Below are 24,013 nucleotides of genomic sequence, written 5' to 3'. Positions count from 1 at the left end.
GCGAACTCAGTCGATATTCTGCCCCAATGCGGACCACACCGAGAGGAACCGCCGGCGGACCTCACTGGGGCGCCACGGCTTCGTGCGGAGCTCGGGTGGCAGGAGCGGGTCGGCTGCGAGTGCCTGTCCGAACGCTTCGCGCAGGGGAATCGCAGCTGCCAGCGTCATGACCTGATCGTCCGGTGACGGGATCACCGACGCCGACAGCTCGCGCTCGAGCGGTTCGTATGCAGCGAGTGTCCCCGACGCCGGCCACAGACGCTCGGCGACCATCTGCGCATCCGTCACGCCGCCGACGCTCAACCGATCCGACTCCGCGACGATCAGCCGGCGAGGGGTCTCTCCTTCCCCGAGAAGAAGCGACAGCTCCTCCCCCAGATCGTGCGGCGTGACATAGAGGCCGGGGATCAGGACGGACGCCCCCAGTCGCTGCAGCGTGGCCCGAAGCGCATCGCGCTCCGAGCGCGCCGACTCCGGAACGGAGAACCCGTACATCCGCCATCGCCCGTCCCAGACGACGTCACCATCATCCTGCGCGAAGGCGAACCTCAGGAGCCGGTCGTCGAGTCGCGCGCTGGCCTCTGACTCGCTCGTCCGCTCCACCCTGCCCGCACGCCCACGGCCGATCTGCTTCAGCTCCCCGGCCGCCTGCATTCGCCGAATAGCGAGCCGCACCGTCTGCTCGGTCAGTCCCAGCGCAAGCCCCACGTCGTACACCACATCCAGTGGCGCCACACCATCAGCCCGGAAGCATCCCTCGATCAGCGTGCGCGGGGAGATCGCGATACTCACGAGGTCACGACGCTTTCCCAGGGATACCCGTGATGCGTGAACGCCGCAGCGATGACTCGTCGTCCACCCTCCACATCGTCATCGAACAGCACTCGCCCCTCCGGCGACTCGATGCGCACCTTCCCCCCGTGGCGATACACCCCGCCCACCTGAGCGCGTTCGACCACGTGAGCGTCGTCACCCTCGCGAATGACGATCCGCTCGTCACTGATCGTCAGTCGCGCACTGTGGTACGTGAGGAGGAAGGCCACCACCAGTCCCACGATCCCGAGCACCACCGGCCGGCCCAGCACCATCAGCGGCGCATCGAACGAGCCCAGAAACGTGAGGTACTCCATGAACGGGATCGGCCATGACGATGCGATCCGCAGCACACCGGGCAGCACCCAGCCGAGTGCCGCACCACCAGCTCCGCACACCACCCAGATGAGCACCTTGGTACCGAGGGCCATCTCCAGCACGGTCTCTTGCGTCCGCACGCTCAGCTCCTTATCTATCGTTACATCTACGATCGTAGCAGCAACGATATATAACGGCTGAGCGTGTGAGATTCGGCTCATGCGCCGCATGCCGGGCCTGTGCTTCCCGCGCCAGACAGAACGAAACCCCCCTGGTTTCCCAGGGGGGTTTCGTCAGAACTCAGTAACCGAAATTACTTGATGATCTTGGTGACGGTACCGGCACCGACCGTACGACCACCCTCACGGATGGCGAAGCCGAGGCCCTCCTCCATAGCGATCGGCTGGATCAGCACGACCGTCATGTCGGTGGTGTCGCCGGGCATGACCATCTCGGTGCCCTCGGGCAGCGTGATGACGCCGGTGACGTCGGTGGTACGGAAGTAGAACTGCGGGCGGTAGTTCGTGAAGAACGGGTTGTGGCGGCCACCCTCGTCCTTGGACAGGATGTACGCGGTGCCCTCGAACTCGGTGTGCGGGGTGACCGAACCGGGCTGAACGACAACCTGGCCACGCTCGACGTCGTCACGCTTGGTGCCGCGGAGGAGCAGACCACAGTTCTCGCCGGCCCAGGCCTCGTCGAGCTGCTTGTGGAACATCTCGATACCCGTGACCGTGGTCTTCTGCGTCGGACGGATACCGACGATCTCGACCTCGGAGTTGATCTTCAGCGTGCCACGCTCGGCGCGACCCGTGACGACCGTTCCACGACCGGTGATGGTGAAGACGTCCTCAACAGGCATGAGGAACGGCTTGTCACGGTCACGCTCGGGGTCCGGCACGGAGTCGTCGACGGCCTGCATGAGCTCGAGGATGGCCTCGGTCCACTTCTCGTCACCCTCAAGGGCCTTCAGAGCGGAGACGCGAACAACCGGAGCGTTGTCGCCGTCGAAGCCCTGCGACGAGAGCAGCTCGCGAACCTCGAGCTCGACGAGCTCCAGGATCTCCTCGTCGTCAACCGCGTCAGACTTGTTCAGCGCGACGAGCAGGTACGGAACGCCGACCTGCTTGGCGAGCAGAACGTGCTCACGGGTCTGAGCCATCGGGCCGTCGGTGGCGGCGACCACGAGGATGGCGCCGTCCATCTGAGCAGCACCGGTGATCATGTTCTTGACGTAGTCAGCGTGACCCGGGGCGTCGACGTGCGCGTAGTGGCGCTTCGGGGTCTCGTACTCGATGTGCGAGATGTTGATCGTGATACCGCGCTGACGCTCCTCCGGAGCCGAGTCGATCGACGCGAAGTCGCGCTGAACGTTCGTGTCCGACGGGTACTTGTCAGCGAGCACCTTCGAGATCGCGGCAGACAGCGTGGTCTTGCCGTGGTCGACGTGACCGATCGTACCGATGTTGACGTGCGGCTTGGTCCGCTCGAACTTGGCCTTAGCCACTGGGTCCTCCTCAGGACATTCGTGTAGGGATTCCGGGCACTGGATTGCGACCGGCTCGCTACAGGGGTTGATTTCAGTGTAGTGGAGACAGCGTCTCCGAGTCTGTGAAGTTGTAAGCCAGCAGGCTCCGGGGGCGGCGGATGCCGCCCCCGATCAGGCGATTACTCGCCCTTAGCCTTCTGAACGATCTCTTCCGCGACGTTCTTGGGAACCTCGGCGTAGGAGTTGAACTCCATCGAGTAGACGGCGCGACCCGAGGTCTTCGAGCGCAGGTCACCGATGTAGCCGAACATCTCCGACAGCGGAACCTGGGCACGGATGACCTTGACGCCCTGGGCGTCCTCCATCGACTGGATCTGGCCACGACGCGAGTTCAGGTCACCGATGACGTCACCCATGTACTCCTCCGGAGTACGGACCTCAACGGCCATGATCGGCTCGAGGATGATGGGGTTGGCGCGGCGAGCCGCCTCCTTGAAGCCCATCGATCCGGCGATCTTGAACGCCATCTCGGACGAGTCGACATCGTGCGATGCACCATCGACGAGGGTGGCCTTGACGCCCACCATCGGGTAACCGGCGAGGACACCGACGTTCATCGCGTCCTGGAAGCCCTGGTTGGTGGGCTCGATGTACTCGCGCGGGATACGACCACCGGTGACGGCGTTGACGAACTCGTACGTCTTGTCGCCCTCGACCTCAAGCGGCTCGATGTTGAACTGGATCTTCGCGAACTGACCGGAACCACCGGTCTGCTTCTTGTGCGTGTAGTCGTGCTTCTCGACGGCCTTGCGGATCGTCTCGCGGTAAGCCACCTGCGGCTTGCCGACGTTGGCCTCGACCTTGAACTCGCGCTTCATGCGGTCCACGAGGATGTCCAGGTGCAGCTCGCCCATTCCCTTGATGAGGGTCTGGCCGGTCTCCTGGATCTGCTCGACGCGGAACGTCGGGTCCTCTTCGGCGAGCTTCTGGATAGCGGTACCCAGCTTCTCCTGGTCGGCCTTCGTCTTGGGCTCGATGGCGACCTCGATCACCGGCTCCGGGAAGGTCATCGACTCGAGCACGACCTGTGCCGACGGGTCGCTCAGGGTGTCACCGGTGGTGGTGTCCTTGAGGCCGATGACGGCGTAGATGTGACCGGCGGTCATCGACTCGACCGGCATCTCCTTGTTGGCGTGCATCTGGAAGATCTTGCCGATGCGCTCCTTCTTGCCCTTGGTCGAGTTGATGACCTGGGCACCCGAGTCGAGGTGACCCGAGTAGACGCGCACGTAGGTGAGACGACCGAAGAACGGGTGCACGGCGATCTTGAAGGCCAGGGCCGCGAACGGCTCGTCCTTCGAGGGCTTGCGCTCGATGACGATCTCTTCGTCCTTCGGGTCGTGCGCCTCGACGGCGGGCACGTCCAGCGGGGACGGGAGGAAGTCGACCACGGCGTCCAGCATCGGCTGCACACCACGGTTCTTGAAGGCGGAGCCACACAGAACCGGGTACAGCTCGCCGGCGATCGTCAGCTGGCGGATGCCAGCCTTGATCTCGTCGATGGTGAGCTCCTCGCCACCGAAGTACTTCTCCATGAGCTCGTCGCTGGTCTCGGCGACGGTCTCGAGGATGACGGTGCGGTACTCGTTGGCCTTCTCGACCAGGTCCGCCGGGATCTCCTCGATCTCGTACTTGGCGCCCATGGTGACATCACCCTTGGCGTCGCCGGGCCACACCAGAGCGCGCATGTTGATCAGGTCGACGACACCGACGAAGTCGCTCTCGGAACCGATCGGCAGCTGCAGCACGAGCGGCTTGGCCTTCAGGCGGTTGACGATCGTGTCGACGGTGAAGTAGAAGTCGGCACCGAGCTTGTCCATCTTGTTGACGAAGCAGATGCGGGGGACGTCGTACTTGTCCGCCTGACGCCACACGGTCTCGGACTGGGGCTCGACGCCCTCCTTGCCGTCGAACACGGCGACCGCACCGTCGAGAACGCGGAGCGAGCGCTCCACCTCGACCGTGAAGTCCACGTGACCGGGGGTGTCGATGATGTTGATCTGCGTGCCGTTCCAGAAGCACGTCACAGCAGCAGAGGTGATCGTGATGCCACGCTCCTGCTCCTGCTCCATCCAGTCGGTGGTCGCGCCACCGTCGTGGGTCTCGCCGATCTTGTGGTTGACGCCCGTGTAGAACAGGATGCGCTCGGTCGTCGTCGTCTTGCCGGCATCGATGTGGGCCATGATGCCGATGTTGCGGACCTTCTTGAGGTCGGTGAGCACTTCTTGTGCCACGGGGTCTTCCTTACGTGAAGTGTGCGATCAGGATCCGCTCCGCCCGGGCGCAGGGCCCGAGCGGAGCGGAAGGGCTCATTACCAGCGGTAGTGAGCGAAGGCGCGGTTCGACTCGGCCATCTTGTGGGTGTCTTCGCGGCGCTTGACCGCGGCACCCAGGCCGTTCGAGGCGTCGAGGATCTCGTTGCGCAGGCGCTCGGTCATCGTCTTCTCACGACGACCCTTCGCGTACGACACGAGCCAGCGCAGCGCCAGCGTGTTGGCACGGTGAGGCTTGACCTCGACCGGAACCTGGTAGGTCGAGCCACCGACACGGCGGCTGCGGACCTCGAGGGTGGGACGGACGTTGTCGAGCGCCTTCTTGAGCGTTGCGACGGCGTCCTGGCCGCTCTTCTCCTCGACACCCGCGAGGGCGCCGTAGACGATCGACTCGGCGAGCGACTTCTTGCCGTCGACGAGGATCTTGTTCACGAGCGACGTGACGATCGGTGCGCCGTAAACCGGGTCGTTGACAACCGGGCGCTTGGGGGCGGGACCCTTACGAGGCATTGGTATCAGCCCTTCTTCGCGCCGTAGCGGGAACGAGCCTGCTTACGGTTCTTCACGGCCTGGGTGTCGAGCGCACCACGGACGATCTTGTAACGGACACCGGGGAGGTCCTTCACACGACCACCACGAACGAGCACCATCGAGTGCTCCTGGAGGTTGTGGCCCTCACCGGGGATGTACGCGGTGACCTCGGTCCCGTTGGAGAGCTTCACACGAGCGACCTTGCGCATCGCCGAGTTCGGCTTCTTCGGGGTGGTGGTGTACACACGGGTGCACACGCCGCGCTGCTGCGGGTTCGACTTCAGAGCGGGAGCCTTGGTCTTGCTGACCTTCGGCGACCGTCCCTTGCGAACCAACTGCTGAATAGTTGGCACTTCTTCTCCTTGTTTGCTGCACGGTGACAGCGTCGTGTTCTCGTCCCCCGCAGTGAGGAGATTTCTCTCCGTGTCGAAGGGGCTTCACGTTCATCCACGGGCGCGGCAGACTGGCTGCCCTGCTGATGTGGATATGCCGTGGGGGTGACCGGATCGCCGGTCGTTCCCGAGAGCGTGACCCCGTAGCCCGCTCATCCGTGCCGGGGCACGGTCGAACGCGCGCGCGGACGCACACCCGATCAACTATACGCGCTCCGGGAGCCACCGGGCAACGCGCCCGGGTTCCTGAGAGGCTATTCCGCTGCAGGCGGATCACGTGGGAAAGTGAATGTGCTGAGCGCACAGGTGCTTGGCACACGGGCGTCAGGGGGACACCGAGATGACAGCAGGAGGCGGCGGCGTCGCCGGGCGGACCACGATCATCCTTGATGCGGAGGTGCTCACCGCACAGTCGCGGTCACTCGCCGCGCATGCGGCGATGATCACGAAGGCATCGTCCGCGGCGGGTACGCGGATGCCGGGAAGCGCCTTCGGCCAGATGAACGGCTATCTCCCGGGCCCGATCAATGACCTCGCCGGCCGTGCGGATGACCTGCTGTCGGCGGTCAGCACGATGCTCGACAAGATGCGGGAGGGCGTCGACGGCGTGTTCGACGCGTTCAGCAACATCGAGGAGGCGGCGGCCGCCAAGATCGCGGAGCTGGAGCCGTGAGCGACGCCACCGCGGTCGCCGCACGACTGCGCGGCGGCGACTGGTGCGGCGGGATGCCGACCAGCGGCGGAGACGGCTGCGCTTCCATCCCCGGCCTCGTCGGCTGGGCATTGCGATACGTCCAGCCGTTGCAGGACTGGTTCGACGATCTGCTGGGAGATCCCTCGGCGGTGGTCGCGTTCGCCGGCGACTGGGAGCGGATCGCCAACTACGCTCAGGCGGTGTCGGGCCAGCTGAGCTCCGATCGCGCTCGCCTGGACGCTCTGGACGGCCGGTCCGTCCGAAAGCTCCGCGAGCGCTACGACGATCTGGCCCCCGTGGTCCGGGACGCCTGCGAGTGGTCATCGGCGACCGCGGCCGCACTGCGGCTGGCATCGACCATCGTGGCGGCGACCCGGGAGTTCATCTGCAGCATGCTGACGGCGGCGGCCAAGCTGTGGGATGCCATGTTCGACGGCAATCCGCTGGACTTCTGGAACGACCTGCGAGAGTTCGCGGACGCCGTCTGGGAGCTGGTGCAGGCGGGGAAGAACCTCGTCGACCGCTTGATCACGGCACTCGGCGAGCTGGTCACGCTCATCGTGGCCCTCATTCCCATCCTCCAGGAGGCGCTGGACCGGCTCCGGCAGATCATCGGCGAGATGATCCCGCCGCTCGCGACCGGGCTGGGGGGCCTGCTGGGCGGCCCGCTCGGCGGAATCCTCGGCAACTTGCTCGGCAGTGCAGCCGGCGATCTGCTGCAGGACGACCGCGACGTCGAGGAGCTCGATCCGGATCAGCTCTCCCCCGACCGCCAGCGCGCGTATCAGGAGCTCATGGATCACGGCGGGATCTCCTCCCCCGTCGACCTCCTCGACCAGAACCGTCTGATCGACGAGATCAGCGGGGGCGACGGCACCGCGATCAGCGTGCAGACGGTGCGCCGGCCCGACGGCTCGGAGTACACGCTCGTGAACCTGCCGTCGACGTTGGACTGGGGCCTCCTCAAGAGCGTCATGGGCGACGCCGCCTGGAAGGATCTGCTGAAGGACTACGGCCCGGTCAACGATCTCGACTCCAACATCGCCCTGGTGATGATGGAGAACCCCTGGCTCAAGACCCAGTACGAGCGAGCCGTGCTGAACACGCTGCACGACGCCGGCGTCGCGCCCGGCTCGGACGTGGTGTGGTCCGGGTTCAGCCAGGGCGGCATCATGGCGGGCAACCTCGGATCCGACCCCTCCAGCGGCTACAACACCATCGGCATCGTCACCAACGGCTCCCCGACGGATCACTACAACATCCCGAGCAACATCCCGGTGCTCCAGGTGGAGCACGAGGGCGACGTGGTCCCGAAGCTCGACGGCGACCCCAACGGTCCCGCAAACCCCGACCCGCGACTGATGCAGCTGCAGTTCAACCCGCCGAAGCCGACCGTCCCGGACAACATTGACTGGATCCTCCGGCCCACGCCCACCGGTGCGGTCGACGAGAACGGTCAGCCGATCGATCATCCCGAGCACAACGCCGGGACGTACCGTGACACGTTGCGCGACTACATCAACGGCGGCGGCACGTTCAAGAACGACTGGTCGTTCCTCAACGGCGAGATCACCGACACCTACGTAGGACAGACCCACGAATGAGACGCTCCGCCCGTATCGCCACCGCGCTCGTGTTGATCGGCGCGGCTTCCGCGGCTCTCGTCGCCTGCATGCCGGGAGCGGGCACTGACCATGCCTCGCACTCGGCGGCGTCCTCTCGTGACGAGGTGGTCGCCGAGATCCAGCGGGCTCTGGTCGACTCCGGCGAGTTCGACAAGGTGACGGTCTCCCGGGGCGATCTCACCGTGGGCTGGGACCTCGACGTGGCAGTGAGCACGGAGGAATCGCTCACGGGGGAACAGCTGGATCTGATGCTGCGCACGACCGGCGAGCGCATCTCGGAGACGGACATCGCCTCGGTGACGTTCCTGCACACCCCGCCCGGCACGGTGCTGGGTGACAACATCCATGTAGCGGCACGAAGCGTCGATCTGGTCGACAAGCTCGCCCGCAATGGCGCTGCGCTGGTGATGTGGCGTGACGAGGTCGTCAACTACGCGAACGCACGCGGATCGGAAGGATGAGCATGACGGATTACGCAGCCGAGGTCGAGGCGGCTCGAGCGAAGGTGCAGCAGCAGTTCGACGCGGCGCGCACGCGCCACGCCCTGCTCCGCTCCGCGATCGACGGGGCCGAGGGGGCGACCGGTACCGCCCGATCCTCCCGCGGCGAGGTGACCGTCGTCGCCGGAGCGGACGGGACGATCCGATCGGTCGTGTTCGCCGACACGCACGTTCCCGCCACCACGCTCGGCCCCCTCGTCACCCGCACCATCGCTGAGGCTCAGCAGGCCGCACGGGAGGCCGCCGCCGATCGCATCGCCGAGGCGGTCGGCGACGACGCCTCGATCGTCACGCAGCTGCGCGCCCCGCGCGGGGGTGATGACCGTGTTCGATGAACTGAAGGTGGACGTCGGGGCGATCATCGATCAGGCGGTCGCGATGGAGAAGGGCGCGGAGTCGCTCTATCAGGCCTCCACCACGCTCCTGGAGAAGCTCCGCGCGCTTCAGGCGAATACCTCCGGCGGCGCATCGAATGCGGCCGTCACGATGACGCTGGACACGATCGCCAAGATCGAGGCCCGCGCCGGAAAGCTCACCCGCAACGCGAAGGTGACGCGTGAGCTCGCCGCCCTCTACGACAAAGCCGATCGCGAGGGGGCGCGGGCCTTCGGTCCCTGATCTCAGGGCGCCGGCGTGCGGCGCGTCCGAGTAGCAACCACGATCACCACGACGATCACGACGGCGAGAACACCCACGCCGCCGCCGATCAGCCACGGCAGGGCAGCCGACATCGCGCCGGTGGACCCTGCTGCCGGCGGAGCGTCCGTTCCCGGAGTCGATCCGGTATCGGTCTGTCCGGCACCCGGCGACGCGGAGGGCTCCTGCGACGACGTCGGAGTCCCGCCGGCAGCGGCGACGTCCGCAGCCGTCGGAACGCCCAGAGGGTTGTCCATCAACGGATTCTCATCCGGCAGCGTCGTCGGATCGGTCGCCAGCAGGTTGCGCAGCGACACCGCACCGTAGCCGTATCCACCAGTCTCGTCGCGTGGCTTGCCGAGCCGGGCCTGTGCGGTGGAGGAGATCAGCGCCTGGATCAGCTGATTGCCCGTCGCGGCCGGGTACTTCTGAGCGAGCAGCGCCAGCGAGCCGGCCACGAGCGGTGCGGCGTTGGACGAGCCGGTGGACAGAGAGTAGCCCTCCCAGCCATCAGCGTTGCCGAGGCCGAGAATACCGATTCCGGGGGCCACGACGGTGACGCTGGGGACGATCACGGGAGTCACCCCGTCCGGATCCGTCTGTTGCGCACCGTCACGGCCGACGGCTGCCGTCGAGACGACACCGTTGTAGGTGTACGGCGACACGAGGTTCGTCTCGACGTTGTGGTTCGGCGACGACGTGACGATGACCACGCCCTTGGCCAGAGCCTCCGCCACGACCGCGGCATCGGCCTCGGGGGCTTCGCTCTGTCCCATCGACACCGACACGATCCGGTTGCCGTCCCGGACGGCCCGCAGCACGGCGTCCATGATGCTGGTACGCCCGTCCGGACCGTCGACGCACTCGTCCGGCCCGGCCGAGTAGAAGGTGACGTCGGCGTCGGGAGCGATGCCGCGCATCGGGTACTCTCCGACGGGTCGTGCGACGAGGAGCGCGACCATGCCCGTGCCGTGGCGGGCTCCGTCCGAGGGCACTTCGGACACGGGGTCTCCCCCGGCAGCACAACTCGTTCCCGGGCTCACGGTGAGGTTCGCGCCCTGGAACGGTCCGAGGTTGGGGTTGATCGCCGTGTCGACCACGGCGATCTTCACCCCCGCCCCCGTGAGACCTTCGGCTCGCGCCTCATCGACGTGCATGCCGTTGTACCACCAGTTCGGGTCCTCCTGCTCGGCCGAAGCCGCCGAGCCGGCGCACACCGACATCATCACGGCCAGGCCGAACGCGACGAGCGCCTGCAGGACCCTCGCCCGGGGACGAGTGCTGCTCGTCTTCACCACCCGCACGTCAGATATCGCGTCCGCCGGCACCGGCGGCTTCAGACCGGGGCGTCGGGTCCTCGTCGCCATCGAGCTGCGGTGCGCGCAGCCCCGCCAGGCCCGGGCGTGACTTCTTCTCGGCAGCACCGCCGCCGCCAGCGCCACCCATCATCCCCATCGCGCCTCCCGCTCGGCCGCCGGCGGCGCCGGCACCCGCAGCGGACCCGGCACCGCTGCTGCCGAGCAGGCCGCCGCCGAGTCCCGGGCCTCCGGTCTGCATGAGCTTTGCGCCCGCCAGCGAGACGGCGCCACCGGCACCACCCAGGAGCGCGGCCGAACCCGCACCGCCGCCGAGGCCGCCGAGGCTCGTCGATCCGCTGCCGCCGAGGCCGCCGACTCCCAGCCCGCCGCCGACGCGGGTCGTGCCCGTTCCCCAGCCGTGCGAGCCACCGCCCATCGAGGAGTCCGGCGTGAGCGCGCCGTTCGGACCGCGACCACCCCAGGTGCTCGGGTCGTTGGGGTCATAGCCGTCGGGCAGGTAGCCGGTCGGATCCGGGTTTCGAGGCCCATCGGGACCCCAGGGGCCGTTGTCGTCCGGACTCCACGGGTCGGGGCCGTTGCCATCGGGACCACCCGGCCCGTCGCCGCCCGGGCCCGGAGGGCACACCGGCGGTTCGGGGTAGTCGGGGTCGTTCGGGAAAGTCGGGTTCGTACCCGGGAAATCATTGTCGTTGTCGTCGCGCGGCGGATCGTACGTCACACCCGGCGGCAGATCCACACCCGGGTTGTCATTGGCACCGGGATAGGTGCCGAATGATCCGCCGGGGACGGAGCCGCCCGTGCCGGGACCGCCTGTACCGGGGACCCCCTCACCAGGGGGCGGCCACGCCTCGTCGCTGCGCTGACGCGACCGGGACGCAATGCGTGGCTCCCCGCCGAGGCTCGCCGCTTCGGTGTCCATGACCGCGCTGACGGCCTGCACCCCTTCCCGAGCGCGCGCACTGCGCTGCGAGGCAAGCAGGTCGTTGACGGTGCCCACGACACCCTCGGCCACCACGAAGGAGAACGGCCCGAGCGTCCAGGTCGATCCGACCGTGGCTCCGCGCAGCAGCCCTTCCTGCCACCACTCGAGCTTCTCCGGGTACCCCGAGTCGAGATCATCCACGTAGCGTTGCGCGGTGGCCTGGCGCTGAGCGTTCGCCTGGTCCACGGCGGTCATGATCCGGGTGACGTCGTCCTTGAGGGTCAGGGCGTCACGGGCGTCCTCGCCGAAAGCGGTGACGGCGGCCTCGGCCGCAGTCCCCTGAAGCCCGTCATTGGTCGCTCCACCGAGGGCCGTGTTGATCTCATCCAGAGCGGCAGCGATCTCGCGGGCGTTCGGGAGCGTGATGTTGGCCTCTCCCGAGGCGAGCCGCCGCAGCTCACTCTCCCAGTCGGTGCGTCCGACACGTCGTTCCACAGCTAGTCCTTCTTCCGATATACCGAGCGCGAAGCCGGTGAGTCTGGTGCGAGCCCCGGCTCACCAGAGCCTGCTGGGCCGCGGGAGACTCAGGCGTACTCGTCGCGGGTGTTGTCCTGGTTCGAGCCGCCTGCAGCCGGCTGCGCGCTGCCGCCGTCGGCTGCGGGTGCGGGGGTGAGGGCGGCACCGCCGGCGCCGGCGCCCGTTCCGACGGGTGCGCCGGTGGCTTCACCGATCTGGCCGAGCAGCTGCTGTCCAACCTGCCCGGCAGCCGAGTCCGTGTTCATCAGATCGGTGACGGCGGCCTGCAGGTTCTGGATGTTCAGATTGACGTTGGAGTTGAAGTTCTGTGCGTCGGAGCTGCGGTTCTGCAGATCTGCACGCAACTTCGCCACGAACTGGCTCATCGCCCCGATGTCTGAGCCGCCCTCGAACCGCGAGATGCTGCTCGCCATCTGGGCGAGATCGGTGTTTCCGCCGTTCCCGTCCATCGCGCGCCACAGGCGCTTGACACCGGCCGCGACGGCGTCTGGGTCGACGCTGATCTTCGGACCGCTCATGATTCCCCCTCGATCACTGATTCTTGTCGGCGGAGTCCCGCCATCGGAAGTGATGAACGGGACGGAGCGAAAGCTCCGTCCCGCTCAATGGGGTCCGCCCGGGGGCAGACCGGTGGGTGTCCCGAGATCAGATCTCGAAACGGCCCTTCGACTTGCGGTCGCTCTGCAGGTAGTCGCCCTTGATGGCGTCGGTCTGCTGACCGATCTGCAGCAGCAGCGTGTTCATCTGGTTGATCGAACGCGACCACGCAGCGTGAGCGGTGTCGTACGCGACCTGCGCGTCACCCTCCCACGAAGCACGCAGCTGCGAAACCTTTGCGTCCAGGTTCTCGAGCGCCTGGTTGATGGCCTTACCGCGCTGGCCGATGTCCGACGACAGCTGCTCCAGCGCGGCCGGGTTGACGGAGAAAGAGTCCATGATCGTCAATATCCTTCGAGTGTCCGGGAAGCTCAGGCGAGAGTCGCGCCCAGGCCGCCAATGATCTGCTGGTTCGACTCGTCGGTCGCCGCCTGGTCCGAAGCCGTACCGCGCAGCGCACCCTCCAGCGTCACGAGGACCTGGTTGATCTTGCGGGCCTCGGCCTCCCACCGCTCCACGAGCGAGAAGTACTGGTTCGCCGCAGGACCCGTCCACAACGGACGCGTCGCGCCGGCGGCGCCATCAACAGCGCGCACGTTCTGCGCGATGCTCGCGTTCGTGTCATTCACCGCGTTCGCACCAGCGAGTAGCGCACCCGCCTCAGCAGAAATCTTCTCAGCCACAACACACCTCCATATCATTCATGCCAGTGCAGAGCGTTCGCCGCTGCACTCACAGCCCCCCCTTAATGAACCGCGCGAGCGCGGAAGAGGCCATTAATTGACAGGGCCGACGATAGATCCCCTCCGGCGTGGCTGCAACTCCCCTCGCGCGCGGATGTCGCCCGGGGTCACCTCGCGGCCGGAGATTCCGCGGCGCGGCATGTTCGTGAGAACTTTCCAATGTCCACGCCCGCCGGGGACTGATGCTCATTGGATCACGCCGACTACAGTTGTGGATGTATGCCCGCGCGAGACGAGTAGGTGCGCGCGGGAGATCACTCGGGAGGGGGCCAGGTGAGCGCGACACGCACGTCGACGACGCCGATCGTCCGCGTCACGGTGCAGAGCGAAGGACGCCGTCTGGATGTGACGGTTCCCCGCCAGGTGCCACTCATCGAGATCATGCCGGGCTTCGCCCGCAGCCTCGGTGTTCTCGACCCCACGATGACCTCGTCGGGCTACGTTCTGCAGGCCGCAGACGGCACGCCGCTCGATCCCGCTCGCACGCTGGCAGATCTGGACATCTCCGACGGCGATGTGCTCTCCCTCAGTCGTGGCGCGTTCGTCGCCACCCCGCGCGTCTACGACGACATCGTCGAAGCGGTGCTGGACGTCACCGGCGAGCAGCGTGGCTGGAGCGCTCGCGACAACGCGCGCACGGCACTCGCCGTCAGCCTGGCGTTCCTCGCCGTATGTGCGGTGCTGCTGCTGCCGAGCGGGCGTGGCGTCACCCTCAACATCATCGTCGCGGTGATCGGCGCCATCGTGCTGCTGGCCACGACGGCGTTCCTGGCGCGGCTGCGTCAGCCCGAATCAGGTGCGGCGATGGGCGTCGCGGCGGCCGCCTTCGGCGCGGTGGCCGGCTATCTCGCGGTGCCCGCCGATGCGAACCTCTGGGGCTGGCCGCTCGCGGCGGCGGGAGCCGGCGCCGTCGTGGTGGGCGCGGCCGCGCTCGCTCTGAGCCCCCACCGCCCGGTCGTGCAGTACGTTCCGATCGTCACCGGCGCGGCCGTCGCGCTGCCCGCGCTGTCGGCCGGGCTGCTTCCCACCGCCGCCACATCGTCCTACACGATGATGATCGCTGTCGCCGGCGCCCTGGCGAATGCGCTGCCCTGGCTGGCACTGTCCACCACCCAGCTGCGCGTGATCTCACCGATGACGGATGCGGAGATCTTCGCCGACGCCCCCGTCATCGACGGCGGGGACGTGCAGCGCCGCGCGTCCGCCGGACACCGCTCACTCACCGCGCTGCGCACCGCGCTGGGGCTTGCCATGCTGGCTGCGACGCCCGTGGTGGCCGCAGACAACCCGTGGTCCGTGCTGCTGTGTGCACTGGCGTTCGCCGGTCTCATGTTCCCGGCACGGATGAGCTACTCCCGTGCTCACGTCCTCGTTCTGCTGGCGCTCGGCTCCGCAGGCATCGCTCTCACCTGCCTGGTGGGCGCGCTCACGCAGCCCGCCCTGGTTCCCGTGATCGTGACGGCACTCGCCGCCACCGCGGCGGCCACCATCGTCCTCACCCTGCTCGCCCCCGGCGCGCGGCTTCGCCTCGCACGCCTGTCCGACACCATCGAGATCATCGTGCTGGCACTGGTGCTGCCGGTGGGCCTGGTGGCGTCGGGCCTGCTGGGGAGCTGATCGTGGCGAGCAAGAGCGAGCTGCTCGACGCCCAGAACTTCTCCCGGCGGCGCCTGCTCACCGCCTTCGTGAGCGGCGCACCCGGTGGCAAGGAGCTGGAGCCCGCGAAGCCCCTGCGCGGCGTCATCGCCGGCGTCGTGCTGTCCATCGCCGTTCTGCTGGTGGGCTGGTTCCTGAGCTTCAACGTCAAGGCCCTGCCGGAGGACTGGGGCACCGGGAAGCTCATCATCGACACCACCACCGGGTCGCGCTACGTGACCGCGGACAACACCCTGCACCCGGTGCTCAACATCGCCAGCGCCCGCCTGCTGCTGTCCGCCGAAGCATCCGCCGATCCGATCGAGGCCTCGGGCAGTCTGCTGGTGGGCAAGCCCGTCGGCACCACGGTCGGCATCCCCGGCGCACCGGACACGATGCCCACACCCGACCAGCTCATCAACACCGCCTGGACCGCCTGCATCGCCGACGACACCGGTGGTGTGGCAACGAGCATCGACAGCTCGCCGATCGCCGAGGCCGCCGCCGCAGGAACGGCGATCGTGGCCCGCGCGGAGAAGACGCAGTGGGTGGTCGCCGGCGGCACCCGCTTCCAGCTTCCCAAGAACGACGTGGACGGTCTGCTGCGCGACATCGGTCTCGGATCGGCGCCCCGGGTCGAGGTCTCCACGAACTGGCTGAACCTGTTCGCCCTCGGCTCCCCGCTCACGCCCACCAGCGTCCGCGACGCGGGTCGCTCACTCGTCGGCAGCGACCTGAAGGTGGGCGATGTGGTCCACACCACCATCACGGATTCGGATGCCCGCTACCTCGTGATGTCCGACGGCAGCCTCGCGGAGCTCACCCCGTTCGGACTCGCGCTGTATCAGCACGGGCCCACGTACTCCCCCGAGCGCAACTACGACGTAGACGCTCCTCAGGTCGCGAGCCTGCCCACGTCGGCCGAGCCCGCGCAACCGCAGGACTGGCCCGTCACCGCCCTCGCCCCCGCTGCGGGAACTCCGTGTGCGCTGGCGCAGACCAACGGCGAGGTGGCTCAGACGGTGCTGGCCACAGCTGCGGCAGACGCAGAGCTGTCCGCGGGCACGACGGTCGAGCCGAGCATGGGAGCCCTCGTCGCCGTCGCGGGGGCCGACGAGGGCGCGGCGTCCCTCCTCATGCTGATCGACCCCACCGCCACGCAGTACGCCATCCCCGGCGCCGACGACGAGCTGCTCGCGCAGCTGGGGTACACGAGCGGGGACATCGGACACGCGACACCGGAGTGGATGGCGCTGTTCGACAGCGGCCCCGCCCTGACCCGCGCCGCCGCCGGCGCCACCAGCGGATGATCACCGGACGATCGGCACGCCGGCTGGTGTGCGCGCTCACCCTGGCCGCCGGAACCATCCTCACCGGCGTGTCACCGGCGCTGAGCGCCACGGCGGGCTCGACTGCGGTGGTGGTGCCCGACGCCGCCTCAGCCGATTCCTGCGTCAGCGGGGCGCCCGCGTTCAGTCCGGCACCGCCGGCGGCGCTGTCGCTGCTTCAGGCCGAACGCGCCTGGAAGATCACCCGGGGCGGCGGGGTGCTCGTCGCCATCGTGGACTCCGGCATCAACGCCTCCGATCCTCGTCTGGCCTCGCGCATGGCGGGCGGGGTGAATCTCGTCAACGACGGAACCGACCCGAACGGGTACACCGACATCCTCGGCCACGGCACCGCGATCGCCGGCATCATCGCCGCGCAGCCCGATCGTCGCTCCGCCCTCGTCGGGCTGGCGCCCGACGTCCGTCTGTACTCCGTGCGCGTCTACGCCACGACCGGCGAAGAGGCCGATAAGGCCGGCGTCGGGCCCGACGTGCTGCGCCTCGCCGCCGGCATCCGGGCCGCAGCCGACTCGGGTGCGCAGATCATCAATGTCTCGATGTCCACGCCGTTCTTCTCCCCGGAGATCGACGAAGCGGTGTCCTACGCGCAGCGCAAGGGGGCGCTGCTGGTCGCCAGCGGCGGAAACGTGGAGGCCTCCGACACCGAGATCACGATCGGCAGCACGCAGGCCGACGCGGCCGATGAGCGCTACCCGGCCGGATCCCCCGGCGTGCTCGGGGTGACGGCGACCTCCGTTCCCGGCGACGCCGTGACCGATGCCAGCATCCACGGAGCACACATCGCGCTGGCCGCACCCGGACAGGGCGTCCTCACTCTGGGCCTCAACACCGGAGACTGCTTCTTCAACGATGACCCCAAGTCCAGCTGGTCGACCGCGTACGCCAGCGCCGCCGCGGCGCTGGTCGCGGCCGCATACCCGCGGGAGACGCGCGAGGAGTGGGCGTACCGTCTGACCGCGACGGCGCTTCGCGGTGATCCGGATGCGCGCGACGATCAGGCCGGCTGGGGCATCGTCCAGCCGGCGGCCGCACTCGCGCTGCTGCCCGGGCCCGACACCCGCGGACCCGTCAGCCCGTTCGTCCCCCAGCAGGAGGCATCCGAGACGCCGGCACCCGAGACGATCGTCATCGCGGGCCCGAGCGACCAGCACGAGCGCGACATGACGCGTGTCGTGCTGATCGCGGTCCTCAGCGCCGGGGCGCTGGGCTTCGTGGGCGTGATCTCGATCGCCCGGAACCGGCGGGAGCGCCAGCGCGCCGAGTGAGCGCCCGGCCAGAGGGGATGGGCGACGGTCCGCTCAACCGTCGATCGGTCGGATCATCCCGCGCACACCGCCGAGCTGGAACTCGCCGACGACGGGTACGCACGCTCCCGCCGCCAGCCGGGCCGGGGCACCGCCCTGCACCGAGGTGATCACGCCGTTCGTCGAGTGCAGATCGGTGATGAACCAGAGGTCCCCGGAACGGGTGAGTTCCGCATGGCTCTTCGACAGCTGCCCGGAGCCGTCCACCAGCGCCAGCAACTGAACGTCTGCGCTGTCGGATCGCGGCGCTCGGCCCACGATCACGCGACGCCCGTCGAGCGGATGGTGAGAGCCGTCCGACAGCACCAGCTCATATCCGATCGCGCGGGAGCGGTTCACGGTTTCGGCCGCGGGAATCGCGTCGGGGGTCATCGGCGCCGGCGCGGCGGGCGCCATCGGGGCCAGCTGCTCCACGGGCATCACCCCGGTCAGGGGGACCCCACGCACTCCGGGCTCTGCGCCGGTGCTCGAAGCCCCCTCCACCGTGCGGCGACGCCTCCGCGGACCCGCTGCCGGAGCGGGCTCCCGCGAGCGCAGAACACGGGAGGGCTCAGGCGCCGGCATCGCATCGACCGTGCCGCCGCCGGCGCGGACGGCCGCCAGGATCGACCAGACGACGGGCACCAGGGCACCGAGGATCGCGAGCGCGGGACCCCATCCCCACCGCAGGCCGATGCGATAGAGGGCGCGCCCCTTCACCCACAGCGCATAGAGGGACACCGGAGGGATTGGCAGGAGCCCCGCAACGTAGGCACCCTCCTGCCCCATCCGCAGCAGCTCGGCATCGCGGACGAACGGAATCCAGCCACGCCAGCGCTCGCGACCGAGTCGCGCGAAGAGCACGCTGGTGGCCGCGCCATCGGCGATGCCGACCAGCAGCAGCGTTCCTCCGACGCTGACGAGGACGAGCGGATCGATCACGTCGACCGGGGTGGCTGGTAGGCCAGCTGGGCGGAGAAGATGCCGTGGTCCCTGCTGGAGACCTGCGCGCGTCCGGGAGCCGAGGGCACGGGCTTCAGACGGCCGATGAGCTGGCCTTCCTCGGGGTTGCCGCCGAGGAGGATACCCGTGACGCCCAGGTCGGTGAAGCGCTGCAGGATGGGGTCGAACGCGGCACGCGCGGCACCACCCGTGCGACGCACCACGATGAGGTGGAGCCCGATGTCGGCCGCCTGCGCGAGCAAGGGCTGCAGCACGGCGATCGGATTGCCCTGACTGGTGGCGACGAGGTCGTAGTCGTCGACGAGGATGTAGCCCTCCGACCCGGTCCACCACGACCTGTTGCGCAGCTGCTCAGCCGTGACATCCGGCCCCGGCAGACGGGACTGGAACAGCGCGGCGAGCTCCCCCATGCCCTGCATCGTCATCTCATGCGAGGTGAGGTAGCCCCCGAGGAACTCCTCGGGGATCTCGCCGAGATTGGCACGACGGTAGTCGACGAAGAACAGCTTGGCCTTGCGGTCGGGGTGCAGCCGCATGACCTCGTGCGCAATGCCGCGCAGGAACGAGGACTTGCCCATTCCCGCGTCGCCGTAGAGGTAGAGGTGGGATTCGGTGCGCAGATCGACGCCGAACGGTGCGAGCGCGGACTCCTCGATGCCCAGCAGCGTGCGGGTGTCGCCCTCCCCCGCGATGCTGCGAACCTGATCCAGCGTGACCAGCGTGGGAAGCAGGCGCAGCTTCGGACCCTGCGGACCCCGCCAGGCGGCCGTCGTCCGGGCGACGAGATCGTCGACGCCGTCCATCAGGGTGTTGGGGTCCCCCGACGAGTCGATGCGCGGCAGTGCGACCAGCGCGTGCAGCTTCTGCGGTGTGAGCGCGTGTCCGGGAGAGGACGGCGGCACGTTGACGGCCACCTTGCGGTCGATCTCGCTGTCGGACGGGTCTCCGAGACGCAACTCGATCCGGCTCTGCAGCGAGTCCTTGATGTTCGCGCGGACCTCCAGCCACCGGTTGGCGGTGAGCACGACGTGGATGCCGAAGCCCAGGCCTCGCGCCGCGATCGCCTGGATGCGCGGTTCCAGGTTCTCGAACTCCGCGCGCAGGGTTCCCCAGCCGTCGATGAGCAGGAAGACGTCGCCGAAGCCGTCGTCCACCCGTCCCTCGGCCCGGCGCCGGCGGTAGGTGTTCATGGAGTCCACGCCGTTGTCGCGGAAGAAGACCTCCCGCGCGTTCAGCACGGACTCGACCTCCGCCACGATCCGGCGGATGGCCTCTTCGTCGGTGCGCATCGCGATACCCGCCATGTGCGGCAGATCCCGGAGGCTGACGAAGCTGCCACCGCCGAAATCGAGGACGTAGAACTGCACCTCCAACGGTGTCGCGGTGAGGGCGAGGGAGGCGGTGAGCGTGCGCAGCAGCGTCGACTTGCCGCTCAGTGGGCCGCCGACGACAGCGAGGTTTCCGCCCGCGCCGGCGAGGGAGAGCACGAGCTGCTCGCGGCGCTGCTCGAGGGGCACGTCCACCACGCCGACCGGAACCTCCAGGGGACCGCGCGCACGCCACGACGGCGACACCAGGCCGAGGTCGGGATCGACGACGAGATCCGGCATGAGCTCGTCCAGCGATGCAGGAACCTTGAGCGGCGGCAGCCAGACGCGGTGCGCGAGCGGGCCGCGACCGGCCATGCGCGACACGGCGATGTCGATGGTGGAGCGCTCTTCCTTCGGAGCCTCCGACGGGGCGACGGGAGCCACCTCTTCGGAGTCCTCCTCCGGCTGCCACTGCGGGCGAGCGGTGAAGGCCATGATCTCCAGGGCGCTCTCACGTGCTTCAGCCGGGGTGCCGCCGTGCCGCATCCGGGTCTTCGGCGGGCCCGAGACGTAGGCGGCACGGAACTGCGTCATCGTCTCCTGGTCGCTCTTGAGATAGCCGACACCCGGCTCCTGCGGCAGGGTGTAGGCGTCGGGCACGCCGAGCACCGTGCGCGACTCCGCCGCGGAGAAGGTGCGCAGACCCACGCGATACGACAGGTAGGTGTCCAGGCCCCGGAGCTTGCCCTCCTCGAGCCGCTGCGATGCCAGCAGCAGGTGGATCTGGAGGGAGCGGCCGACACGGCCGATGTTGATGAAGCTCTCCACGAACTCCGGCTTGGCCGCCAGCAGCTCGGAGAACTCGTCGGCGATGATCAGCAGCGCGGGCAGCGGCTCCAGGTCGGTACGACCGCCGCGGCGTGCCTTCTCGTAGTCGTTCACGTTGGCGAAGTTCCCGGCGGCGCGCAGCAGCTCCTGACGGCGCACCACTTCACCCGTGAGCGCGTCCTGGAAGCGGTCCACGAGACCCGTCTCGCTGCCGAGGTTGGTGATGATCGCCGAGACGTGCGGCATGTCGGCCATGCCGGCGAAGGTGGCACCACCCTTGAAGTCCACGAGCACCATGTTGAGCTGCTCGGGCGAATGCGTGAGCGTGAGTGCGAGCACGAGGGTGCGCAGCACCTCGGACTTTCCGGAACCGGTGGCTCCGATGAGCACACCGTGCGGTCCGGAGCCCTGCTCCGCCGCTTCCTTGATGTCGAGGTAGATGGGAGCGCCCTCGGTGGTCTGCCCGATCGGTACGCGCAAGCGATCCCGCTTGGGCCGGCGCTGCCAGGCCTGATCGAAATCGATCTCGCGCACATCGGGCAGGCCGAGGAGATCCACCAGCTCGGCCTGACCGCTGATCTGGGCGGCCCCGCCGTCGGTCTGGGCGACCTCCATGGTGCGAAGCGGCAGCAGGCGGCGGGCCGTGGCCTCCGCAAGCACGACGGAGAGGTCGTCGGCGACGAGCCACTCGGACTTCTGCCGCACGCGCACCAGCTCCGAACGACGGTCCTTGGCATCCTTGGCCGGGAGCGCGATGCGCAGCACGTCCGGATTCTCCAGCGCGTCCCACCGCGTCGGCAGGTCCACCACCGTGATGCCGGCGACGGGATCCAGCCCGACAAGCGGATCGGCACGCGGGACCGGGACGCCGTCGGTCACGATCAGCACGTGCCGGCCCGCTGCACCGGCGGTGCCGAATCGCGGGGCGTCGGCGAGATCCGCCGGCAGCAGCTCACGCAGCTCCTCGAAGGAGGACGTCACCATGCGCACGGGGCCGATGCGATCGCTGACGCGGGTGGAGGCTGCATGCGGCAGCCATTTCACCCAGTCCCACTCACCCAGCTGCGCGTCGGAGGTGACGACGGCGATGATCAGGTCGTCCGGATCGTGCAGCGCCGCCTGTCCCACGACGATGGCACGGGCGAGACCGCGTACCGCGTCCTCGTCCAGCCCTACGAGCTCCACCCTGGAGTAGTCGCTCAAGCGAATGGTGGCGGGCAGGGACCGCTGCATCTCGTGGGTGAGCATGAACCGGTGAGCCGCAGACGCCGCGACCGGATCCAGTTGTGCCAGCGGCGGCAGATCCGGAGCCTCCAGCGTGATGCACAGCGGCTGGTCATTGGTCCCGAGCCGTGCGAGCAGGAAGTCGCTGTCGGTTCGCGAGCGCTCCCACACCCGGATACCGTCCTCCACCAGGAAGGTCAGCGTGCTCGGGTCGGGAGAGGTCCAGTTGGCGTTGCGGCGCTGCTGGTCGGCGGCCGTGCGAACCGTGGTGCGCAGCTCCCCCAGGTAGGCGAGATACTCGCGACGTGCCGCCAGCACCTCGGCGTTGTGCTGCGAGCGCTGGCGCAGGCCGTTGATGACGACGAATCCCACCGCCGACAGCAGGAACATGCCGCCGGTGATGTAGCTGCGCGGCTCGTTCGGCGCCATGCTGATGACCATCACGACGGCGCCGAGCGAGGCGAGCATCGGCAGCATCGACTGCAGGAGGCCGGCCCCGCCCTCGCTCTCCTTCAGCTCGGGCGGAGCCTCCATCGGGATCTTCCCGCTGGGAACTCGAGGCGGGGCGAGTCGGGAGCCGCGGCTCATGAGTCCTCCTCCATCAGTCGGCTGATCGAGAACCACCGATCGCCCATGCGGACACGCACGCCGTCATCGACCGCCACCCGCTCGCCGGCGCGCAGCGGCGTCGCCGTGCCGTCCTCGCGAATGAGCGAGGTGCCGTTGGTGGAGCCGAGATCGGTGACCCAGGCGCCGGATCGCGCCTGCTCGAGGCGGACGTGGTTCTTCGAGATCGTTCGTGACGGGTCGTCCACGCGTACCGTGAGGTCGCCTTCGACCGAAGCGCTCGGCGTGCGTCCGAGATTGGCGACGGCGCGGGCCGGCAGCAGCTCGCGCTGGCCCGTGTCGAAGATCAGCAGGACCCCGCCCGGCACCACGCGACCGGTGGCCTCCAGGGCGCCCATGCCTTCGCCGCGCACGGCGACGGGGATCGCGTCCTGCTGCTGCGCTGCGGAGCCGGCCGGTGCCCCCGTGACGCCGCCCGTGGTCGACCCGGAGCCCCCCGTGGTGGCCCCGGTGGTCTCCAGCGCGGCGAACCCGGCGTCCGCCACCGGCACGGGGTTCGCGGAGCGCGCGCTCGGGGGTTCGGAGGTGACCGCGGTGCGGGCAGCACGGTCCGGGAGGGCGACCACGACGGTGCCCGCCGCGCGATCGCCCAGAGACCGCCGGCGGCCCGTTCGATCGGCGAGCGCGGTCAGCTCCACGCCCCAGGCGCCGACGACGGCGACGAGGCCGCCGGCCAGTGTGGTGAGTCCGCGAACCACCGAGCGTCCGAGCCCGGGCGATCGCGGAGCGTGCTCCTGAGCGACGCGCATGCGCATGAGCAGCTTGCCCGCGGTGGCACCGGTGCGCGCCTCGATCACCACGAAGATCACGGCGACTTCCGCCGCGACGACTGTTCCGAGGATCCACGAACCTGTGAGCCAGGCGGTCACTGCTCCGGCGAGTGCGATCAGGACGGCGTCGATGGTCAGAGCTGCGAGGCGGCGACCGATCCCGGCGGGGCGCCCCGCGAACTCGGCTCCCAGCGGGTCGTCGAGGTTGATCTCGGGTCGCGTCGCCGCCTCCGCGCGTGCGGGGCTCGCCGGTTCGGGCAGGCGGCGGGTCCGGGTGCGGGTGTGCGCACGAGCGGCGCCCGGTGCGGGAGCCGACGGCTCGACCGCCGGGGCGGGCACGACCGGTTCCTGCGTCCAGGATCGAGCGGGCTGCGGAGTCTGCACGGGCCGCACCTGCACGGGCGTGGGCGGTGGCGATGCGGGCTGCGGCCCCCGTGTGAGCGGCGGCTGCGACGGCTGCCCGCCGGCAGGGATCACCGCGGGCGCGCCCTGCTGCGGTGCCCGGCAGTGGGGGCACACCGCAGCGTCGGCGGGCATCGGCCTGCCACACGCCCAGCACAGCTTCTCAGCCATCA

General features: G+C 68.7%; 22 protein-coding genes. 8 read left to right on the top strand and 14 right to left on the bottom strand.

Annotation, left to right across the window (positions count from 1 at the left end; genetic code table 11):
* Window positions 1-6 precede the first annotated feature (6 nt).
* The 6 genes from ACIQJ5_RS13880 to rpsL all read right to left on the bottom strand — a co-directional run bounded on the left by ACIQJ5_RS13880 (window position 7) and on the right by rpsL (window position 5,837).
* Window positions 7-792 (bottom strand): PaaX family transcriptional regulator, encoded by a 786-nt coding sequence (locus ACIQJ5_RS13880; RefSeq protein WP_402844809.1) that lies wholly within the window; start codon window positions 790-792, stop codon window positions 7-9.
* Window positions 789-1,271, bottom strand: coding sequence for a hypothetical protein (locus ACIQJ5_RS13875; protein ID WP_402844807.1), 483 nt, complete (start codon window positions 1,269-1,271; stop codon window positions 789-791). The genes ACIQJ5_RS13880 and ACIQJ5_RS13875 overlap by 4 nt, the downstream gene beginning before the upstream one ends.
* Before the next feature lie 173 nt (window positions 1,272-1,444).
* Complete coding sequence (gene tuf, locus ACIQJ5_RS13870; RefSeq protein WP_231091547.1) at window positions 1,445-2,638, bottom strand: elongation factor Tu; 1,194 nt, start codon at window positions 2,636-2,638, stop codon at window positions 1,445-1,447.
* Window positions 2,639-2,799: 161 nt separating this feature from the next.
* Window positions 2,800-4,914, bottom strand: a complete 2,115-nt coding sequence (fusA, locus tag ACIQJ5_RS13865; protein WP_308070805.1) for an elongation factor G — start codon at window positions 4,912-4,914, stop codon at window positions 2,800-2,802.
* A 78-nt stretch (window positions 4,915-4,992) separates the two neighbouring features.
* A complete protein-coding gene (gene rpsG, locus ACIQJ5_RS13860; protein WP_231091546.1) occupies window positions 4,993-5,463 on the bottom strand; it encodes a 30S ribosomal protein S7 in 471 nt (156 codons plus the stop codon).
* A gap of 5 nt (window positions 5,464-5,468) precedes the next feature.
* Entirely contained in the window at window positions 5,469-5,837 is a 369-nt protein-coding gene (rpsL, locus tag ACIQJ5_RS13855) for a 30S ribosomal protein S12 (RefSeq protein ID WP_231091545.1), read from the bottom strand.
* 379 nt (window positions 5,838-6,216) lie between these two features.
* On the opposite strand from rpsL, the gene ACIQJ5_RS13850 reads away from it, so the two are divergent.
* Genes ACIQJ5_RS13850 through ACIQJ5_RS13830 form a run of 5 tightly spaced genes read left to right on the top strand, consistent with a single transcriptional unit; the run spans window position 6,217 to window position 9,313 of the window.
* Window positions 6,217-6,549, top strand: a complete 333-nt coding sequence (locus tag ACIQJ5_RS13850) for a hypothetical protein (RefSeq protein ID WP_231091544.1) — start codon at window positions 6,217-6,219, stop codon at window positions 6,547-6,549.
* The gene (locus tag ACIQJ5_RS13845) at window positions 6,546-8,174 is read left to right on the top strand and encodes a hypothetical protein (RefSeq protein WP_402844803.1); all 1,629 of its coding nucleotides are present in this window, start codon (window positions 6,546-6,548) and stop codon (window positions 8,172-8,174) included. The genes ACIQJ5_RS13850 and ACIQJ5_RS13845 overlap by 4 nt, the downstream gene beginning before the upstream one ends.
* Window positions 8,171-8,656 (top strand): hypothetical protein, encoded by a 486-nt coding sequence (locus tag ACIQJ5_RS13840; protein ID WP_402844801.1) that lies wholly within the window; start codon window positions 8,171-8,173, stop codon window positions 8,654-8,656. Before ACIQJ5_RS13845 ends, ACIQJ5_RS13840 begins: the two co-directional genes overlap by 4 nt.
* A 2-nt stretch (window positions 8,657-8,658) precedes the next feature.
* Window positions 8,659-9,030 (top strand): YbaB/EbfC family nucleoid-associated protein, encoded by a 372-nt coding sequence (locus tag ACIQJ5_RS13835; RefSeq protein WP_231091541.1) that lies wholly within the window; start codon window positions 8,659-8,661, stop codon window positions 9,028-9,030.
* Window positions 9,020-9,313: a hypothetical protein gene (locus ACIQJ5_RS13830; protein ID WP_231091540.1), complete on the top strand. Its 294-nt coding sequence runs from the start codon at window positions 9,020-9,022 to the stop codon at window positions 9,311-9,313. Before ACIQJ5_RS13835 ends, ACIQJ5_RS13830 begins: the two co-directional genes overlap by 11 nt.
* Before the next feature lie 2 nt (window positions 9,314-9,315).
* Here ACIQJ5_RS13830 and ACIQJ5_RS13825 read toward each other — a convergent pair whose 3' ends face one another.
* The 5 genes from ACIQJ5_RS13825 to ACIQJ5_RS13805 all read right to left on the bottom strand — a co-directional run bounded on the left by ACIQJ5_RS13825 (window position 9,316) and on the right by ACIQJ5_RS13805 (window position 13,389).
* On the bottom strand, window positions 9,316-10,626 hold the full coding sequence (locus ACIQJ5_RS13825) for a S8 family peptidase (protein ID WP_402844798.1): 1,311 nt from the start codon (window positions 10,624-10,626) through the stop codon (window positions 9,316-9,318).
* A gap of 10 nt (window positions 10,627-10,636) precedes the next feature.
* A complete protein-coding gene (locus ACIQJ5_RS13820) occupies window positions 10,637-12,067 on the bottom strand; it encodes a hypothetical protein (RefSeq protein ID WP_231091538.1) in 1,431 nt (476 codons plus the stop codon).
* A gap of 89 nt (window positions 12,068-12,156) precedes the next feature.
* Window positions 12,157-12,627, bottom strand: coding sequence for a hypothetical protein (locus ACIQJ5_RS13815; RefSeq protein WP_231091537.1), 471 nt, complete (start codon window positions 12,625-12,627; stop codon window positions 12,157-12,159).
* Window positions 12,628-12,754: 127 nt separating this feature from the next.
* Window positions 12,755-13,045, bottom strand: coding sequence for a WXG100 family type VII secretion target (locus tag ACIQJ5_RS13810; protein WP_231091536.1), 291 nt, complete (start codon window positions 13,043-13,045; stop codon window positions 12,755-12,757).
* A gap of 32 nt (window positions 13,046-13,077) precedes the next feature.
* Window positions 13,078-13,389 carry a WXG100 family type VII secretion target gene (locus tag ACIQJ5_RS13805; protein WP_231091535.1) on the bottom strand — a complete coding sequence of 104 codons (312 nt, stop codon included), beginning with the start codon at window positions 13,387-13,389 and terminating at the stop codon, window positions 13,078-13,080.
* 333 nt (window positions 13,390-13,722) lie between these two features.
* On the opposite strand from ACIQJ5_RS13805, the gene eccD reads away from it, so the two are divergent.
* The 3 genes from eccD to ACIQJ5_RS13790 are packed head-to-tail and all read left to right on the top strand — an operon-like array spanning window position 13,723 to window position 17,698.
* Window positions 13,723-15,066, top strand: a complete 1,344-nt coding sequence (gene eccD / locus ACIQJ5_RS13800; RefSeq protein WP_231091534.1) for a type VII secretion integral membrane protein EccD — start codon at window positions 13,723-13,725, stop codon at window positions 15,064-15,066.
* 2 nt (window positions 15,067-15,068) lie between these two features.
* On the top strand, window positions 15,069-16,394 hold the full coding sequence (gene eccB / locus ACIQJ5_RS13795) for a type VII secretion protein EccB (RefSeq protein ID WP_231091533.1): 1,326 nt from the start codon (window positions 15,069-15,071) through the stop codon (window positions 16,392-16,394).
* Window positions 16,391-17,698 carry a S8 family serine peptidase gene (locus ACIQJ5_RS13790; protein ID WP_402844795.1) on the top strand — a complete coding sequence of 436 codons (1,308 nt, stop codon included), beginning with the start codon at window positions 16,391-16,393 and terminating at the stop codon, window positions 17,696-17,698. The genes eccB and ACIQJ5_RS13790 overlap by 4 nt, the downstream gene beginning before the upstream one ends.
* Window positions 17,699-17,731: 33 nt before the next feature.
* On the opposite strand, the gene ACIQJ5_RS13785 is transcribed toward ACIQJ5_RS13790, so the two are convergent.
* Genes ACIQJ5_RS13785 through ACIQJ5_RS13775 form a run of 3 tightly spaced genes read right to left on the bottom strand, consistent with a single transcriptional unit; the run spans window position 17,732 to window position 24,011 of the window.
* Window positions 17,732-18,658, bottom strand: a complete 927-nt coding sequence (locus tag ACIQJ5_RS13785; RefSeq protein WP_402844794.1) for an FHA domain-containing protein — start codon at window positions 18,656-18,658, stop codon at window positions 17,732-17,734.
* Window positions 18,655-22,629, bottom strand: a complete 3,975-nt coding sequence (gene eccCa / locus ACIQJ5_RS13780; RefSeq protein ID WP_402844792.1) for a type VII secretion protein EccCa — start codon at window positions 22,627-22,629, stop codon at window positions 18,655-18,657. Before eccCa ends, ACIQJ5_RS13785 begins: the two co-directional genes overlap by 4 nt.
* Window positions 22,626-24,011 (bottom strand): RDD family protein, encoded by a 1,386-nt coding sequence (locus tag ACIQJ5_RS13775; RefSeq protein ID WP_402844790.1) that lies wholly within the window; start codon window positions 24,009-24,011, stop codon window positions 22,626-22,628. The genes eccCa and ACIQJ5_RS13775 overlap by 4 nt, the downstream gene beginning before the upstream one ends.
* Between the last annotated feature and the right edge of the window lie 2 nt (window positions 24,012-24,013).

This window comes from Microbacterium sp. GXS0129, from assembly GCF_044769785.1.
Lineage (GTDB): Bacteria > Actinomycetota > Actinomycetes > Actinomycetales > Microbacteriaceae > Microbacterium > Microbacterium nymphoidis.
The sequence above is the reverse complement of the archived record's forward strand: the minus strand, read 5'-3'. Positions and strand labels throughout refer to the sequence as shown.